This is a genomic window from Starkeya nomas (genome assembly GCF_902703545.1).
Lineage (GTDB): Bacteria > Pseudomonadota > Alphaproteobacteria > Rhizobiales > Xanthobacteraceae > Ancylobacter > Ancylobacter moscoviensis.
On the sequence record NZ_CACSAS010000001.1, the window covers coordinates 1,676,610 to 1,693,434 of the forward strand.

A 16,825-nucleotide genomic window follows, 5' to 3' on the forward strand; every position below is an offset into this window, starting at 1 on the left:
GCCGTGGCCCGATCGGCGGTACTGATGATGATGCTCTGCCCATAAATAAATCAGATCAACATCCTGACCACGATTGCGGCACACCCCGTTGCGCAACGTTTCGAAATAGTGCCAGCATGGGTTGCCGGAACAAAAACATCACCCGGCATGACAACCTTCCAGAGGGGAACAGAATGAGCCTTGTCACTCGCCTGGCCACCGCGGCCATTCTCGTCGCGGCCACGCTGGGCGGCGCTTCCGCAAAGGAGTGGAAGACCGTCCGCATCGGCACCGAAGGCGCCTACCCACCCTTCAACTATCTGGAGAACGGCGAGCTCAAGGGCTTCGACATCGACATCGCCAAGGCGCTCTGCGAGAAGGCCAAGGTTACCTGCACCTTCGTCGCGCAGGACTGGGACGGCATCATTCCCGCACTCCTCGCCGGCAAGTACGACGCCATCGTCGCCTCGATGTCGATCACCGAGGAACGCAAGAAGCAGATCAGCTTCTCGAATAAATATTACAACACGCCGGCGACCTTCGTGGTCCAGAAGGGCTCGACCATCACCGACACCTCGCCGGAATCGCTGAAGGGCAAGGTGCTGGGCGCGCAGAGCTCGACCATCCACTCGAACTATCTCGAGGACGTCTACGGCAAGGCCGGCGCGCAGGTGAAGCTCTACGCCACAATCGACGACACCCATCTCGACCTCGCCAATGGCCGCATCGACGCCCTGCTGTCCGATAAGGTGGTCGAGCTGGACTGGCTGAAGTCGAAGGGCGGCGAGTGCTGCAAGTTCACCGGCGCCGAATACAAGGATCCGAAATATTTCGGCGAGGGTGTCGGCGTCGGCATCCGCAAGGACGATCCGGACCTCGTCGCGCTCTTCAACAAGGCCATCGAGGAGATCCTCGCCGACGGTACCTACAAGAAGATCAACGACAAGTACTTCCCGTTCAGCGTCTATTGACGCACGCTCCGCAACGCCGTTCCGGTGAGTCTGCCGGAACGGCGCCGTTTCCCTGCCGATGTGGAGCGTCCCGCTCATCATGCTGGATCTGCTCAGCCTGCTCTCCTTCGGCCCTGACGGCTGGGGAGACGAAATCGCCCGAGGCGCGCTGCTCACCATCGAGCTCGCGCTGGCCACCTTGCCCGTGGGCATCACCATCGGGCTGCTCATCGCGCTGGCGAAGGATTCGCACTCGCCGGTGCTGAGGGGGCTAGGCAATCTCTACACCACCGTGTTCCGCGGCCTGCCCGAACTGCTGACGCTGTTCATCGTCTATTACGGCGGGCAGATGCTGCTCACCCGCATCGCCAACTACCTGGTGCCCGACGCCAATATCGAGGTGAACCAGTTCGTCGCCGGCGTGGTGGCGCTGGGGCTCGTGCTCGGCGCCTTCTCCAGCGAGGTGCTGCTCGCCGCCATCCGCGCCGTGCCGAGAGGACAGAAGGAAGCGGCATCCGCGCTCGGACTGTCGGGCTGGAGCACCTTCCGCCTCGTCACCTTCCCGCAGCTCTGGCGCGTCGCCCTGCCGGGCCTGTCCAACAACTGGATGGTGCTCCTGAAGGACACGTCACTGGTCTCGGTCATCGCCATCAGCGACCTGATGCGCCAGACCGCCATCGCGGTTGGCGTGACCAAGCAGCCCTTCTTCTTCTACCTCGTGGCCTGCCTGATCTATCTGGTGTTCTCCGGCGTCTCGAGCGTCATCTTCACCAAGCTGGAGAATCGGGCGGCCCGCGGCTTCAAGCGCGTGGGAGGCCACTGATGCAGGCGATCCTCGACGCCATCGGTTCCGGCTTCCTCTCGGTGATGGGCTTCATCGGCCTCAACGCCGACCTCATGGACCGCTACGGCCTGCGCTTCCTCGACGGCGTGTGGGTGACGCTGAAGCTGGTCTTGCTGTCGGTGTTCCTCGGCGCGCTGCTTGCCCTGCCGCTCGCCGTGGCGCGGGTGGAAGGCGGCAAGTTCCTCGCGCGCGCCTCCTTCGTCTATTCCTATTTCTTCCGCGGCACGCCGCTGCTGGCGCAGACCTTCCTCATCTATTACGGCGCCGGCCAGTTCCGCGAGCAGCTCACCGATATCGGCCTGTGGTGGTTCTTCCGCGACGCCTTCAACTGCGCGCTCTTCACCTTCACGCTGAACACCGCCGCCTACCAGTCGGAGATCCTGCGCGGCGGCATACAGAGCCTGCCCGCCGGGCAGATGGAGGCGGCGCAATCGCTCGGCCTCTCGCGCGTCCTCGCCTATCGCAAGGTGGTTCTGCCGCAGGCTTTCGCGGTCGGGCTGCGCCCGCTCGGCAACGAGCTGGTACTGATGATCAAGTCGAGCGCCATCGCCTCGGTCATCACCGTCTACGACCTGATGGGCGTCACCCGCCTCGCCTTCTCCCGCTCCTACGACATGGAAGTCTATCTCTGGGCGGCGGCGCTCTACCTCATCATGGTCGAGATCGTGCGGCGGGTGTGGGACGTGCTGGAGCGGCGGCTGAACCGGCACATGCTGGTCTCGCGCTGAGGTCGGGGCCCCTATCCCAGCAGCCGCGCCACCTCGGCCTTAAGCACCGGCAGAAGCTCCGCCTCGAACCACGGATGGCGCTTCAGCCAGCCGGTGTTGCGCCAGGAGGGATGCGGCAGCGGGAGGATGCGTGGGCTCTCGCGCGCCTCCCAGATCTCCCGCCAGCGCATCACCCGCTCGGTCAATCCTCCGCCGGCGAAGCGTTCCAGCCCGAGCCGCTTGAGATGATAGGCTTGCGAGGTCGCGCCCACCGCGACGACGAGATCGAAGGGCGCGCGCGCCGCGAACAGCCGGTCGTGCCACAGCGCGGCGCATTCCTTGCGTGGCGGCAGGTCCCCGCCCTTGGCGTCCTGCCCCGGAAAGCAGAAGCCCATGGCCGCGACCGCGATCCGGTCCTCGTCATAGAAGGTGTCTCGGTCGATGCCGAGCCAGGACCGCAGCCGGTCGCCGGAGGCATCGTTGAAGGACTGGCCGGAGGCATGCACCTTCGTGCCCGGCGCCTGTCCGGCGACGAGGATGCGCGCCTTTGGCCCGACATGCAGCACCGGGCGCGGCGCGTGCGGCAGCGGCTTGCCGCGCGGATGCTCCACGCAGGCGCGGCAGGCACGGATTTCGGCAAGGACGGTGTCAAGGCTTTCCGGCGGCATGGCCTTTAGATAGGCGGCACCCGCCGCTTTCGGAAGCGCTCAGGAGCCGGCGCGCGGGTTGCGCGCGCGCCATTCCCCCGGCCGCTCGAAGGGACCGGCCCAGATGCCGCGTCCCGCCTGGCGCGCGGCGCGCTCCTCGCTCCCATAGGAAAGGCCCAGAGCCACCGCCCAGCCGTCGCTCACCAGCGCCGCGCCGATGTCGCGCCCGTCGACCGTGCAGACAGAGACCGCGCGGGCATAGCGGTCCTCGTCGACCGGCCGGCACTTCACCTCGCCCTTGGCCACCAGCGCCCGCAAGGCGGCCCGCGCCCGCTCGCCACACGGCCAGAGCTTCTCCGGCGACCCGCATTGCTGATGCAGCTCGGGCGCGTCGATGCCTTCCAGCCGCACCCGTTCGCCGCCGATCTCCAGGCTGTCGCCGTCCGCGACCCGAACGGAGCCGGTGAGCGCCGGCACGAAGCGCTCAACGACGAGCGCGCCCGCGACCAGCACCACCGCGACCAGGATCGACTGGTAGGTGCTCGGCCGCCAGCCGCGGCGTCCCTCGAACCGCCGGGGCCGCCTCACGCGTCGGCCACGCCAGCTTCGGCGAAGGTCGACATGCCGGCATGGCAGGCGAGCGCCGCCTTGACGACGCCGATCGCCAGCGCCGCACCCGAGCCCTCGCCCAGCCGCATGTCGAGATCGAGCAGCGGCCGCAGACCGAGGCGCTCCAGCACCACCCGGTGCGCCGGCTCGGCCGAGACATGGCCGGCGAAACAGTGATCGAGCGCGGTCGGATCGAGCGCCTTGAGCACGGCGGCGGCGGCGGTCACCACATAGCCGTCCAGCACGACCGGTACGCGCTGCAACCGCGCGGCGAGAATGGCGCCGGCCATCGCCGCCACCTCGCGCCCGCCGAGCTTGCGCAGCACTTCCAGCGGATCGTCGAGATGCGCCTTCGAGCGGGCCACCGCCGCACGCACCGCCGCGATCTTGCGGGCCAGCACCTCGCCGGTGGAGCCGGTGCCGGGGCCGACCCATTCCTCAGCCTCGCCACCATAAAGACCATGGAAGATGGCGGCGGCGACGGTGGTGTTGCCGATGCCCATCTCGCCGAGGCAGAGCAGGTCCGGCTCGCCGGCCAGCGCTTCCATGCCGAAGGCCATAGTCGCGGCGCACTCGGCCTCGGTCAGCGCGTCCTGCTCGACGATGTCCGGCGTCGGCAGGTCGAGCGCGAGGTCGAACACCCGCAGGCCCGCGCCGAACACACCGCAGATCTGGTTTACCGCCGCCTTGCCGTTGGTGAAGGTGGCGACCATCTGCTTGGTCACCTCCGGCGGATAGGGCGAAACGCCCCGCCCCGCGACACCATGGGTTGCCGCGAACACCGCGACGGTCGGCCGGTTGATCGCGGGAATTTCCCGCCCCTGCCAGCCGGCGATCCGGATGGCAATCTCCTCCAGCCGCCCCAGCGCGCCGGGCGGCTTGACGAGCTGGCGCTGGCGCTCGGCAGCGGCGGCGCGCGCCGCCTCGTCCGGGCCGGGCATCTGGGCGACGAGGTTGCGGATGTCGTCAAAGGGAAGGCCGGTGGCGGAGCGCAGCATGGGAAATCCCGTCCGTGATGCCCGGAGCCTGCGTGGAAAGGGTCGCATCGGGCGCGGCGGCGGGGTAGACCCTCCCTTATGAGCGCGCAACCCTTAAATCCCCCGGCTTCGCCTTATGGCGCAGACGACGGCGCCCGAATAGCGGTCCCGCCGGTCTTCGACGCCGGCTTTCTCGGCGCGCTCGACACGCTCTTCGCCTGGCGGCGGGACGTGCGCCACTTCGCGACGCGTCCGCTGGAAGAAGCCGCCTTCGCCGATCTCATCGCCCGCGCGGCACAGGCGCCGAGCGTCGGGCTGAGCCAGCCCTGGCGGCTGGTGCGGGTGCGCGAGCCAGGCCGGCGGGCTGCAGTTCGAACCACCTTCGAGACCTGCAACGCCGAGGCGCTGGCACTCCAGCCCACCGAGCGCGCCGGCCTCTATGCCCGTCTGAAGCTCGCCGGCCTCGACGACGCGCCCGAGCAGATCGCCGTCTTCGTCGATCCCGAGCCCGAGGCGGGCCACGGCCTCGGCCGTGCCACCATGCCGGAGACGGTCGCCTATTCCGCCGTGCTGGCCATCCACACCCTCTGGCTCGCCGCCGCCGCGCGAGGTATCGGGCTCGGCTGGGTCTCCATCCTCGACCCCGCATCCGTCGCCCGCGCGCTCGACGTGCCGGAGCGCTGGCGGCTGGTCGGCTATCTCTGCATCGGCTACCCGGCTGAGCTTTCCGACACACCGGAGCTCGAACGCGCCGGCTGGGAACATCGCCGCCCGACCGGCGCGTTCCTCGTCGAGCGGTGAGAGAAGCGCCGCCATGCCCCTCCCCGTGCTGTCCGATGTACCGGAAGCCCTGCGCTTCCTCTCCCGCCTGCCAGTGCCGCGCCTGCCCTTCGAGGCGGCCCCGGGCGGACCGCCGGACCTCGACCGGCTCGGGCCAGCGCTGCCGGCGGCCGGTGCGGTTCTCGGGCTGATCGCCGCCGCCGTATTCCTCGCCGCTCACGGCCTCGGGCTCGGCGGTTTCCTTGCCGCCACGCTCGCGGTCGGCACGCTCGTCGCCATCACCGGCGCGCTGCACGAGGACGGTCTCGCCGATGTCGCCGACGCACTCGGTGGATGGAGCGTCGAGCGGCGGCTGGAGATCATGAAGGACAGCCGCATCGGCAGCTTCGGCGTGTGTGCGCTCGTCCTCGCCTTCGCCCTGCGCCTCGGAACGCTCGCGGCGCTGGCGGCGGAGGGCGCCCTCGCCGCCGCGGCCGCGCTCATTGCCGCCGTCGCGGTCTCGCGGCTCGCCGGCCTGTGGATGCTTTCCGCCCTCCCCTTCGCCCGCGCCGATGGGCTCGCCCGCAGCGCCGGCGTGCCGGGGCTCGCGAGCCGGCGCACCGCGTTTGCCGTCGCGCTTGTGATCGCGGCGCTGCTGATCGGGCCCACGCTCGGCCCGATGGCGTTGCTCGGCGGCGTCACCCTTGGAATCGCTGCGTTTTTTGGCATCGCCCGCCTTGCCCGCGCCCAATTCGGCGGGCAAACCGGAGACGTCGCCGGGGCCGCGACCCTGACAGTTGAGATTGCCTTCCTGATGGGTCTGCTTATCTTCGCGCGGCAGCCCTGAGCGTTCCGAATCCGATGCCGATTGCCCTCTCCACTCCCTGCGTTTCCATCTGCACGCTGGATGCCACCGGCCGGACCTGCCTCGGCTGCGGCCGCACGGTGGAGGAGATCGGCGCGTGGAGCACCATGAGCGAGCGGGAGCGGCGTGCCATCATGTCCCGCCTCGCCGCCCGCCGCAGCCCGGAGGGCGCGCGATGAACGCCGACCGGCTGATGTGGACCGTGGTGCTGGGCCTCGCCACCGGCATCGGGCTGATCTTCTGGGCCTCGCGTTTCGGCAGCGTCGCCGGCCTGGGCGCCGGGGAGCTTGCACAGCTCGTCGCCTACGGCACCATCGCGCTGGTTCTCGGCGCCGGCGTCTTCGCCACCTTCACAGGCCGGCTGGGCGAGGCGCTTCGCGCTGCCGTTCTCTGGCTGGTCATCTTCGGTGTGCTGGCCACCGGCTACACCTACCGTTTCGAGCTGCACGCCGTCGCCTATCGCGTGCTGGCCGAGCTGGCACCGGGCTACGCCGTGCCGCTCGCCCATGACAGTGGCCCGGCGGTCGAGGTCGCCCGCGCCCGCGACGGAGACTTCAACGTGCGCGTGGAGATCAACGGCAATCGCATTCCCATGCTGGTCGACACCGGCGCCTCCAGCGTCGTGCTGACACCGGAGGATGCGGTGGCGGTCGGCCTGCCGCTCGAATTCCTGAGCTACGACATCCCCATCGACACCGCCAATGGGCGTGGCCGCGCGGCCGCCGTGGTGCTGGAGCGCATCGCCATCGCCGGCAGCATCGACGAGCGCGACGTGCCCGCCCTCGTGGCCAGCCCCGGCACGCTGAAACACAGCCTGCTCGGCATGAGCTTCCTCTCCCGCCTCGCCAGCTTCGAGATCCGCGGCGAGAAACTGGTGATGCGCGCGAAAGCCGTCGATCCGTAGCGCGAGAGCGTTCAGAGATTGGCGAACAGGGCCACGACGAAGCGCAAGCCGACGATCAGCAGGTAGAGCCCGAAGCCGACTTCCAGCTGCCGCTTGGTGAAGGCGTGCGCGAATCGTGCCCCGAGCGGTGCCGCCAGCGTGGCCACGCCGCCGACCAGCAGCAGGCCCGGCAACGAGACATAGCCCAGCGAGAACGGTGGCAGCACGTCGAGATGCGACAGGCCGCTGAGGATGTAGCCGATGGCACCGGGCACCGCGATCAGCGCCCCGAGCCCGGCCGAAGTGGCAATCGCCGTGTGGATCGGCACGCGGTAGAGGGTGAGCACCACCGTCGCGATGCCCCCGCCGCTGATGCCGATGAGCGGTGCGGAGGCGCCGATGCCAAAGCCGTAGAGCGTCATCGCCACACGCCCCGGCAGTTCGTCCGCCAGCACCCAGCTGTCACGGCCGAACAGCAGCTTCGAGGCCATCAGCGCCGAGAACAGCACGAAGGCGATCTTCAGCACCACATCCGGCGAGACCGCCGCCAGCAGCGTGCCGACGACCACGCCAGCGACCACCGGCACCGCCCATCGCCTCAGAACGCTGTCGTCCACCTTGGTGCGCCGCCGATGCGCGAGGAAGGAACGCAGCGCCGTCGGCACGATGATGGCGAGGGCCGTGCCGACCGAAAGATGCATGCGCTCGGCATCGCTCACGCCGACCGCCCCGAACACCTCGTAGAGCACGGGGACGATGATCGCCCCGCCCCCGATGCCGAAAAGCCCGGCGAGGATACCGGTCGCGAGGCCCGCCAGCAGCAGGGCGCCGGCCAGCCACAGAAGGTGTTCGAGGGGGATTGCCTGCAACATCACGCCACCATGGCGCGCCGCTCCTCCGCCTTCCGCACCTCGTCGACGGCGGCGCGCAGCACGTCGAGCCCGGCCTCTGCCTTCACCCCGTCGATCGCGAGGCGGCGCCGGAAGGCGCGCGCGCCGGGTCGTCCCGTGAACAGGCCGAGCATGTGGCGGGTAATATCGTGCAAACGTCCGCCGTGGGAAAGGTGCGCCGCTACGTAAGGCTCGAACGCCGCGACGGCCTCAAAGGCGTCGGCATGCGGATCGGCCTCGCCGAAGAACTGGCTGTCGACGCGCATCAGCAATTCGGGCTGCTGATAGGCCGCCCGTCCCAGCATCGCGCCATCCACATGGGCAAGATGCGCCTGAGCCTCCTCCAGCGTGCCGATGCCGCCATTGATGCTAATCGGCACGTCGGGCAAACGCTGCTTGAGGCGGTAGACACGGCCGTAGTCGAGCGGGGGAATGTCGCGGTTCTCCTTCGGGGAGAGCCCTTCCAGCCAGGCCTTGCGGGCATGCACGATCAGCGCGTCGGCTCCCGCCGCCAGAACGGCGTCGGCAAGCGCATCGAGGGCAAGTTCCGGGTCCTGCTCGTCGACGCCGATGCGGCACTTCACCGTGACGGGAATGGCGACCTCGGCCTTCATCGCCGCCACGCCGTCGGCCACCAGCGCCGGATCGCGCATCAGGCAGGCGCCGAAATTGCCGCCCTGCACACGGTCGGACGGGCAGCCTATATTGAGGTTCACCTCGTCATAGCCGCGCTCGGCGCAGATGTGCGCGGCCTTGGCCAGCGCCGCCGGATCCGACCCGCCGAGCTGCACCGCCACCGGATGCTCCTCTTCCGAGAAACCGATCAGCCGGTCGCGGTCGCCGAAGATCACCGCATTGGCCGTGACCATCTCGGTATAGAGCAGCGCCCGGCGCGACAGGACACGGTGGAACGCCCGGCAGTTCCGGTCGGTCCAGTCCATCATGGGCGCAACGGAGAAGCGGTGCGCGGAAAGGGGCGCGGGGCGCGCGGCGGCGTTCGGCTGGCTCATTTTCCTCATATCGACGACATGGACGCCGGCGGCAAGGCCTCCCGTTTCTGCCGCCGCCATCCCCCGTTCGCGAAAAGACCCAACGCCCGCCGCCTGCGCGCGCTCGGGGCGCCTACGAGTCGCCCCTTTTCGGCACAGAAGACCGCAAAAGTTGAAAGTAAATTTATTTCAAAAATAAGACTATTATCGATTGATTTATATCAACCCACCCGAGGTATTAGCGTAAAATAGAATTGGATACAATTTTTAGATAGACAAATACATAAAGCGAATACAAGCATAAATCAGCTAATGATCGGATTTTGATATTGATAACTTCAATCTGATATTCGTTTTTTTTGGGAAAATATAAGTATTTACGTACACATACAATCCGCTTGTGATTCTTTCCACTGTAAGTTATTTGGAAAATACGACTAATTTGCGCCGTTTGTGACATCATTCGGCGCTATGCCAGTGAGCGGTTGGATACAAGACCGATCGCCGCCTTGGGGGATGCAATGACGGCTGGAAAGAAGGCGTTTTCCTTGCGTAACAATCACGTAATTTGCAGGCATGCTGCGATTCTTCTTTCAAGCGTAGCCGTTTCCGTCTTCTCAACATGCGCATTTGCCGACAGTTTTACACTCGGCAACTACGCGCCGGGACACTATCCGGTCGGCAATTACGTGCCGCCGCCGACCACGGTACCGGGGCCGAACGACGATCACGTCGGCCAGAGCATCGTCAACAACGGCGCCACGAACACCCTCGACGGCAGCTACACGACGGTCCAGAACGGCGTGCCGAACTGGACCACGCAGACACTGGCCCAGATCGGCGCAGACGGTCGGATCATCAACGGCGCCGTGCTCCCGGACGGCGTTCTCACGATCGGCCAGCAAAACCAGACGGTTACGTATTTCGACACGACCACCCAGGAGAACGTGACCGTCAACGTCTACAACTCGAACAATTTCAACGTCGCGCCGGATAGCCGGGGGTTCACGATCTGGGACGACGTGAACGACCAGGAAGCGTATCTCGACCCGCGCCTGGCGACGGTCTCCAGTGGCTCGAGCCTGTCGGTCGTCGTCGGTACGCCGGGCGGCAGCACCACGGCGCCCGAGAACGTCCTCACCATGCCGATGAAGGCCAGCCCGAACACGGGCTCGAACATCATCAGCGCCTATGAGGTGAACGACACGTCATCGCTCTCCTACGACACGACGACCCGTTTCGATCTCGGCGAGTATCTGACGCCCGGTCAGGAAACGAACACGGTCAATGTCACGGGCGTCAATTTCGACAAGGGCGTCGTCATTCCCGCCGGCGCGACCTGGCTTAATCCGGCGACCAATACGGTGGAAAACATTCCGGCCGGAACCGTGACGGACGTCGTCTCCTATCAGAACTATAACAATTACCTGATCGGCCAGATCCAGAAGGGCGAGTTCGTTGTCCCTGGCGGCGTTTCACTTGAGCAGCACTACCGGAACACGCTGGCCGGCGCCTACAGCACCAACAACGTCTCGGTCGAATATCGACAGGCCGAGATGCCCAAATATGTCCAGGACATGCCGCTCGGCGAGCGGACTTTCATCCACGGGACGAACACGGCCGCCATCACCGTGAAGGCCGGCGAGAAGCTGGAGGACGTGACCTCGGGCGGCTCGCATTCGATGGTCTATCTCGAAGACAGTGCGACGCTCGTGAACGACGGCATGATGTCGAGCCGCTACAGCGCGCACGCCATCGTCGGGCACGATAATGCCGATGTGCAGAACACCGCCACCGGCGTCATCTCCAACTTCATTCCCACCGCTGGCGGCGCGTTCGGTGAGACCGGCGCCTTCTCGCGCGGCGTCGTGCTCGACGGCCAGGCGAATTTCGACAATGACGGCATCGTCAACGTCGCGGGCTCGACCAGCCTGCCCTATTGGCTGTCGGCTCCTGTGAATAACCCGGACAGCCAGCGGCAGGATCAGAATGCCGGCTTCTGGAACGCCGGCGTCGTTCTCTCCGGCGACGCCACCGCGACCAACAAGACGGACGGCATCATCAATGTCGGCGTCAACAATGCCGGCGGCAATGTGAGCCTCATCGACGGCGTGTATCTTCAGGGCACCGCGTCCTTCGTCAACCGGGGCGGCATCAACATCGGCAAGACCGCCCAGGTCGACAAGGCGGACGCCCAGACCGACGTCAGCAACAATTCCGCCATCCTGACCGGCATCCGCGCCCTCGGCGACGCGAAGGCCGAGAACGCCGCCGGCGCGACGATCACCATCGGCGCCAATACCGGGCGTGCGGCCGCCATGTATGCGAGCTCGGGCACGGGCGGCGAGGCGATCGGAAGCGGCGCACTCGAACTCGTCAATAACGGCGCGATCATTATCGACGGCAATCGTGCCGGCACGCCCAACGCCAATTACGGCATTGCCGCCGAGAACGTGGTCGGCAACATCGTCCAGAATGGCGAGATCGAACTGAACGGCGTCAACGCCCGCGGCGTGTACGTCTTCGGCACCCGCGTCGCCACCCATGCCGAAGTCACCGAGAATTCGACCATTCTGGTCGGCGGCGGCTTCAATCCGGGCACCAACACCCGTAATTACGGCGTGTGGGTCCAGGGCTCGGTCGCGACCGCGGATGTCGACGGCGTCGTCAATCTCGACGGCGTGGGCGGCATCGCCGTGCATGCGCGCCAGGGTGCGAAGATCGATCTCGATAGCGACGCGCAGATCAACTTCGTCGCCGGTTCGGACCAGATCGGTTACTTCATCCACGGCGCGGGTTCGGAAATCCGCAACATCGCCAACGTGCTCGACGTCAGCACCGACAACTCGACGCTGTTCCGCATCGAGGACGGCGCCAGCTATGGTGGTCTGGGCGGCGGCGACGCACGCGTGCTGACGGCTTCCGGCGCCAATTCGACCATCCTGCACGTGACCGGCACCAGCACCACGGCCGCCACGGGCACCGGCATCTACAACCTCACCGGCGTCGGCTCGGTCGCCGTCAAGTCCGAAGGCGGCGCCACCGTCACCATCGACGACGCGACACAGATCAACCTCAACGCCGAGGACACCATCGGCGGCATCGTCGACGGTCGGAAATACGACCTCGCCGGCGTCGTGACGGCGACGGGGCGTAACTCCGTTCTCGACAACCACGCCGAACTCACCTCCGGCAGCGACGGCGTGACGGGTCTCATCACGCGCTATGCCGGCAACCTGACCAACGACGCCGCGATCGGCTTCACCGGTACCGATGCCACCGGCATCATCGCCGAGACCGGCGGCAAGGCGAACAACACCGGCGCGATCGGCATCGCCGACGGCACCGGCATCCTCGTGCGCAAGACCGGACAGGCGATCAACGCCGCCACCATCGGCGTGACCGCCGGCGAAGGCGTGATCGTCCAGGACAACGGCGTCTTCGACAACCGGGCCGGCGGCGACATCGCCGTCCAGAACGGCACCGGCATTCTCGTCGAGAACACCGACGGCACCCAGTCCGTCTCGAAGGTCACCAACGTCGCAGCCATCGTGGTCGAGGACGGCATCGCCGGCATCCACGTCCGCAACGGCGCGGCCCTCGACGGTTCGGGCTTGTCCGGCACCGTCACGGTCCGCGGCTCGGCGGATGGCGTGCTCATTGGCCAGGCCGCCTCCGGCCTGATCCTCGGCAACAGCGTCGTCACCACGCAGGGCTCGGGCAACGGCGTCGAGAACGAGGCCGAACTCGCCAATGTCGAGCTGCGCAACACGACGATCAATGTCGATGGCAACGGCGCCGGCGTTCGCACCGGCGTCAACTTCAAAGCGGTGTCCACCGCGACGATCAACGTGAACGGCAACGACGGAACGGGCTTCCTGTTCCAGCTCGCGAACGGGCAGCCGACCACCAACGACTTCGTGCTGACCGACAAGTACGCCATCAATCTCGCGGCCACGAGCCGCCGCGGCATCGGCGTGAACGCCAACACGACCGGCGATGTCCTGATCACCACGCCGCTGGAGGATCTCGGCACCCGTAACATCGCCGTCTACATCACCAATGCCGCCCAGGCGAACATCGACAGCGACATCGCCGTCAACACCACCAGCGGCTCCGGCGGCACCGGCATCTACATCGAGAACGCCGAGACGGCGATCGTCGATGGCACGGTGAACGTTGGAGCGGCGGGCGGCTCCGCGCTCGTCATCGAACGCGTCGCCACCGAGGCCTTCAACCTCGCCGCCCTCACCTCGCTGAGCGGCGCGCCGGTCGTCGATCTGTCGCCGTCGGCGGGGACCGCCTTCACCAATCTCGGGACCATTCAGGCCCGGGCCTACGACGCGGTGGCTGTTCTCGGCAGCGGCGGCGCGGACAGCATCGTGCTGGGCGAAGGCAGCGGCTCCACCAGCGCCGTCACCGGCATCATCCAGGCGGGCGCCGGCACCGACACGGTGCTGTGGAGCGCTGGCACGCTGGTCGGCAGCATCGAGATGGGCGACGGCGACAACGAACAACTCGCTATCGTCGGCCGCAACCTCTCCACCGTCTACCACCTCGATGGCGGCACGGGCATCGGCGATACGCTGACCTTCTCCGACATCCAGTACTATGGCGGCTCCTTCGCCACCGACGACGCCTTCCAGAACCGCGCCAAGGGCATCAATCTCGGCCAGGGCTGGGAGACCATCAATCTCGTCGACGGCACCGACTTCACGCTGACCGGCGACCTGCTCTACGGCAACACGCTCAATGTCGACGACACCAGCGTGATCCGCGCCGGCAACAACGTGAACGCGCGGATGGGCCTGCCGGGATCGATCTATACGAACTCCGGCATCCTCGACCTGACCAATGGCGCCTATTCCCTGGCTGACAGGGCGACCATCTCCGGCACCTATGTCGGCGCCCCCGGCAGCGAGCTGTGGATCAACACCCATCTCGCCGGCGACACCTCGCCGACCGATCGCCTGATCATCAATGGCGGCTCGGAAGGCACCACCTCGATCAAGGTGGTGGTGAACCCCGGCAGCCCCGGCGCCTTGACCTATAACGGCATCAAGGTTGTGCAGGTCGATGACGACGCCAACTCGAACGCCGTCTTCACTCTGCAGGGCGACTATCTGTTCCAGGGCTCTCCGGCCGTGGTGGGCGGCGCCTATGCGTACCGGCTCTACCAGGACGGCATCACCACGCCCACCGATGGCGACTGGTATCTGCGCTCGACGCTGATCAACCCGGTGCCGGTCGATCCCACCGATCCGAGCCCGACACCGCCGCTCCCGAGCACCCCGCTCTACCAGCCTGGCGTTCCGCTTTACGAGGTGTATGCGCGGTCTCTGCTGGCCTTCAACGGCCTGCCGACACTGCAGCAGCGGGTGGGCAACCGTTACTGGAACCAGCCGCAGCCCGCGCAGACCGTGTTCTGCAAGGACCCGAAGAAGAACTTCCAGTGCACCCCCACCCCTGAGCAGTCCGGCTACTACCAGGACGGCAGCGTCATCACCGGGCAGAACGGCGTCTGGGGGCGGATCGAGGCGGCCCATGCCAGCTTCGACCCGACCCGCTCGACCAGCGGCACCGACTATGACCAGGACCTGTGGAAGCTGCAGGCCGGCGTCGACGGCATGCTGAGGGAGTTCGAGAGCGGCTCGCTCATCGCCGGCGTCAACGGCTTCTACGGCACGCTCGACACCGACGTGTCCTCGATCTACGGCACCGGCAAGATCGACACCACCGGCTACGGCGTCGGCGGGACCCTGACCTGGTACGGCAATAACGGCTTCTACGTCGACGGCCAGGCCTCGGTGACGTGGTACGAGAGCGACCTGAAGTCCGATCTGGCGGGTACCCTCGCCAAGAATCTCGACGGCCTCGGCTACGCCTTCTCGGTGGAGGCGGGCCGGCGCTACGAGGTCAGCCCGTCCTGGTACCTGATCCCGCAGGCCCAGCTGGTCTACTCGAATGTGAGCGTCGACAGCTTCTATGACCGCTTCGATGCCCGGGTGTCGCCCGGCGACGCGGACAGCCTGCGGGGCCGCCTCGGCCTCGCTGTGGAGCGCCAGACCAGCTGGACGGCGGCCAACGGGCAGAAGCGCCATGCCTCGGTCTACGGCATCGGGAACCTCTATTACGAGTTCCTGGACGGCACCTCGCCGGTCGATGTGGCGGGCACGACCTTCGTGAGCGGCGGCGACGACTTCTGGGGCGAGATCGGCCTCGGCGGCACGGTGGCGCTGACCGAGCGTCTCGACCTCTATGGCGAGGCGCGCTACGCGACCAGCCTTGAGAACGCCGGCGACAACAACGTCTATGGCGGCAATATCGGCCTGCGCTTCTCCTGGTAGGCCGTCCGCCTCCCCCAATGAAAACGGGCCGCCCGGCAAAACACCGGGCGGCCCGTTCGCGTTCGGGCTCGGCTCCAGCGGAGGTCAAGAACTCCGCGCAGCCAATGACACTGCGAACGGGCAGAAGCAGGTTCCGCGTCGTAAGATTAGAGTTCCGGCCAGCGGCATCCGTCTTTGCTCCGGCAGTCCATCGTTCGAGGCACTGACGGAAGCGCTGGCGACGGCTTCAAAGGACAGACACGGCGTCAGCCAAGCGAGCGCCCGAGTTGCTGGCCGTAGGTGACGATGGCGCGTCCCGCCGGCAACCTTTCGGCCTCATAGGTAGCCAGCGCCGCATCGAGACCGGAGACGTCGCGCAGGGCATCCCGCAGCGCAAAGGCATCCCCGGCGGCCTTGGCGACACCCATCGCCGTGTGCGGTCGCGCCACGAAGGCCGCGTCGCCCAGCAGGGCGATGCGGTCCGCTACCATGTGAACGGGCGCGTAGTCGAAGATCGCGTGGATGAAGGGCTTCGGTTCGGCTTTCACGACGGCCGCGAAGGCCGGCGGCAGCAACCGGGCGGCGTCCGCCCGCATCACGTCCGCCGTCTCGGGGCGCACCCGGCCAGGAGCCAGCGAAAAGGGCCGCCGCCCGCCATCCACATCCGTGAGCACCGCGTCGAGAGCATCCGGCGCGTAGCGGCGGTACCACACCCAGTTATAGCGCCGCTGGCCGACGGCGGTGGACCCGTCCGGTCCCGGCACGAGATAGCCAAGAATGTGCGAACCGGGCATTTCGTAGAAGGCAAAGCGCTCGAAGAGCTGCCGCGCCGCCTCTGGCGGCACCTGCGCCTCCGGGACGAGGCCGCGCCATGTGGCATAGCCCACATATTCTGGGACCGAATCCGGTCCCACGACCGCCCCCCGGATCGTCGAGCCGACGCCGTCGGCACCGATCACCAGATCGGCGCGTTCCTCGCTGCCGTCCGCGAAGCGCACACGTACCCCGTCGGACTCCCGCGCGACGTTCACCGCCCGCAGCCCTTTCCGGTAGCGATCGTCGGGAACGAGGTCGCGGAAGGTTCGGAACAGCACATCCCATGACAACTGCGTCTGCGGCATGTGCTGCCGATGGATGATGCCGCCCTCGCGATCGAGATAGATCCGCTCCTGTGCCGTCACGCCGACGCGCGCGACATGCTCGATGCCGACTTCGCGCAGCATCGCGAACACCTCGCGCTGGGCGACAAGTCCGGCGCCGCGCCCTTCCAGCCCGTGCACCGAGCGTTCGGTGACGGTCACGTCGAAGCCGGCGCGCTCCAGCAGCACGGCGGCGAACAGGCCGCCGATCGAGCCGCCGACGATGAGGATACGAGGAGACATGTGATTACCTATCCGCGA

Annotated in this window: 14 protein-coding genes; 8 read left to right on the plus strand and 6 right to left on the minus strand. The window is 67.0% G+C overall.

Annotated elements, in window-relative coordinates; translation table 11 throughout:
- Positions 1-173: 173 nt before the first annotated feature.
- From STARVERO_RS08135 to STARVERO_RS08145, 3 genes are all read left to right on the plus strand, one after another.
- On the plus strand, positions 174-950 hold the full coding sequence (locus STARVERO_RS08135; protein WP_159598480.1) for an ABC transporter substrate-binding protein: 777 nt from the start codon (positions 174-176) through the stop codon (positions 948-950).
- 79 nt (positions 951-1,029) lie between these two features.
- Complete coding sequence (locus STARVERO_RS08140) at positions 1,030-1,752, plus strand: ABC transporter permease (RefSeq protein WP_159598481.1); 723 nt, start codon at positions 1,030-1,032, stop codon at positions 1,750-1,752.
- Positions 1,752-2,501 (plus strand): ABC transporter permease, encoded by a 750-nt coding sequence (locus STARVERO_RS08145; RefSeq protein WP_159598482.1) that lies wholly within the window; start codon positions 1,752-1,754, stop codon positions 2,499-2,501. Before STARVERO_RS08140 ends, STARVERO_RS08145 begins: the two co-directional genes overlap by 1 nt.
- Before the next feature lie 11 nt (positions 2,502-2,512).
- Here the strand turns inward: STARVERO_RS08145 and STARVERO_RS08150 are convergent, their stop codons facing one another.
- Genes STARVERO_RS08150 through cobT form a run of 3 tightly spaced genes read right to left on the minus strand, consistent with a single transcriptional unit; the run spans position 2,513 to position 4,734 of the window.
- Positions 2,513-3,148: a uracil-DNA glycosylase family protein gene (locus tag STARVERO_RS08150; protein ID WP_159598483.1), complete on the minus strand. Its 636-nt coding sequence runs from the start codon at positions 3,146-3,148 to the stop codon at positions 2,513-2,515.
- 39 nt (positions 3,149-3,187) lie between these two features.
- Entirely contained in the window at positions 3,188-3,715 is a 528-nt protein-coding gene (locus STARVERO_RS08155) for a thermonuclease family protein (protein ID WP_244616654.1), read from the minus strand.
- Positions 3,712-4,734 carry a nicotinate-nucleotide--dimethylbenzimidazole phosphoribosyltransferase gene (gene cobT / locus STARVERO_RS08160; RefSeq protein ID WP_159598484.1) on the minus strand — a complete coding sequence of 341 codons (1,023 nt, stop codon included), beginning with the start codon at positions 4,732-4,734 and terminating at the stop codon, positions 3,712-3,714. Before cobT ends, STARVERO_RS08155 begins: the two co-directional genes overlap by 4 nt.
- A 78-nt stretch (positions 4,735-4,812) precedes the next feature.
- Here cobT and bluB point away from each other — a divergent pair, with 78 nt between their 5' ends.
- The 4 genes from bluB to STARVERO_RS08180 are packed head-to-tail and all read left to right on the plus strand — an operon-like array spanning position 4,813 to position 7,241.
- Positions 4,813-5,514, plus strand: coding sequence for a 5,6-dimethylbenzimidazole synthase (bluB, locus tag STARVERO_RS08165; RefSeq protein WP_159598485.1), 702 nt, complete (start codon positions 4,813-4,815; stop codon positions 5,512-5,514).
- A gap of 13 nt (positions 5,515-5,527) precedes the next feature.
- A complete protein-coding gene (gene cobS / locus STARVERO_RS08170; RefSeq protein ID WP_159598486.1) occupies positions 5,528-6,319 on the plus strand; it encodes an adenosylcobinamide-GDP ribazoletransferase in 792 nt (263 codons plus the stop codon).
- A gap of 14 nt (positions 6,320-6,333) precedes the next feature.
- Entirely contained in the window at positions 6,334-6,516 is a 183-nt protein-coding gene (locus STARVERO_RS08175) for a DUF1289 domain-containing protein (RefSeq protein ID WP_144342487.1), read from the plus strand.
- On the plus strand, positions 6,513-7,241 hold the full coding sequence (locus STARVERO_RS08180) for a TIGR02281 family clan AA aspartic protease (protein WP_144342486.1): 729 nt from the start codon (positions 6,513-6,515) through the stop codon (positions 7,239-7,241). Before STARVERO_RS08175 ends, STARVERO_RS08180 begins: the two co-directional genes overlap by 4 nt.
- 11 nt (positions 7,242-7,252) lie before the next feature.
- Here the strand turns inward: STARVERO_RS08180 and STARVERO_RS08185 are convergent, their stop codons facing one another.
- Positions 7,253-8,092, minus strand: coding sequence for a sulfite exporter TauE/SafE family protein (locus tag STARVERO_RS08185; RefSeq protein WP_159598487.1), 840 nt, complete (start codon positions 8,090-8,092; stop codon positions 7,253-7,255).
- Positions 8,092-9,120, minus strand: coding sequence for a tRNA dihydrouridine(20/20a) synthase DusA (gene dusA, locus STARVERO_RS08190; protein WP_159598488.1), 1,029 nt, complete (start codon positions 9,118-9,120; stop codon positions 8,092-8,094). Before dusA ends, STARVERO_RS08185 begins: the two co-directional genes overlap by 1 nt.
- Before the next feature lie 668 nt (positions 9,121-9,788).
- Between dusA and STARVERO_RS08195 the strand changes: the two genes are divergently transcribed.
- Positions 9,789-15,446 (plus strand): autotransporter outer membrane beta-barrel domain-containing protein, encoded by a 5,658-nt coding sequence (locus tag STARVERO_RS08195; RefSeq protein WP_159598489.1) that lies wholly within the window; start codon positions 9,789-9,791, stop codon positions 15,444-15,446.
- Between the two features lie 245 nt (positions 15,447-15,691).
- On the opposite strand, the gene STARVERO_RS08200 is transcribed toward STARVERO_RS08195, so the two are convergent.
- Positions 15,692-16,807: an FAD binding domain-containing protein gene (locus STARVERO_RS08200; protein ID WP_159598490.1), complete on the minus strand. Its 1,116-nt coding sequence runs from the start codon at positions 16,805-16,807 to the stop codon at positions 15,692-15,694.
- Between the last annotated feature and the right edge of the window lie 18 nt (positions 16,808-16,825).

Coding starts and splice junctions, on each gene's coding strand:
- STARVERO_RS08135 (WP_159598480.1), top strand. CDS start 174: ATGAGCCTTGTCACTCGCCTGGCCACCGCGGCCATTCTCGTCGCGGCC.
- STARVERO_RS08140 (WP_159598481.1), top strand. CDS start 1,030: ATGCTGGATCTGCTCAGCCTGCTCTCCTTCGGCCCTGACGGCTGGGGA.
- STARVERO_RS08145 (WP_159598482.1), top strand. CDS start 1,752: ATGCAGGCGATCCTCGACGCCATCGGTTCCGGCTTCCTCTCGGTGATG.
- STARVERO_RS08150 (WP_159598483.1), bottom strand. CDS start 3,148: ATGCCGCCGGAAAGCCTTGACACCGTCCTTGCCGAAATCCGTGCCTGC.
- cobT (WP_159598484.1), bottom strand. CDS start 4,734: ATGCTGCGCTCCGCCACCGGCCTTCCCTTTGACGACATCCGCAACCTC.
- bluB (WP_159598485.1), top strand. CDS start 4,813: ATGAGCGCGCAACCCTTAAATCCCCCGGCTTCGCCTTATGGCGCAGAC.
- cobS (WP_159598486.1), top strand. CDS start 5,528: ATGCCCCTCCCCGTGCTGTCCGATGTACCGGAAGCCCTGCGCTTCCTC.
- STARVERO_RS08175 (WP_144342487.1), top strand. CDS start 6,334: ATGCCGATTGCCCTCTCCACTCCCTGCGTTTCCATCTGCACGCTGGAT.
- STARVERO_RS08180 (WP_144342486.1), top strand. CDS start 6,513: ATGAACGCCGACCGGCTGATGTGGACCGTGGTGCTGGGCCTCGCCACC.
- STARVERO_RS08185 (WP_159598487.1), bottom strand. CDS start 8,092: ATGTTGCAGGCAATCCCCCTCGAACACCTTCTGTGGCTGGCCGGCGCC.
- dusA (WP_159598488.1), bottom strand. CDS start 9,120: ATGAGCCAGCCGAACGCCGCCGCGCGCCCCGCGCCCCTTTCCGCGCAC.
- STARVERO_RS08200 (WP_159598490.1), bottom strand. CDS start 16,807: ATGTCTCCTCGTATCCTCATCGTCGGCGGCTCGATCGGCGGCCTGTTC.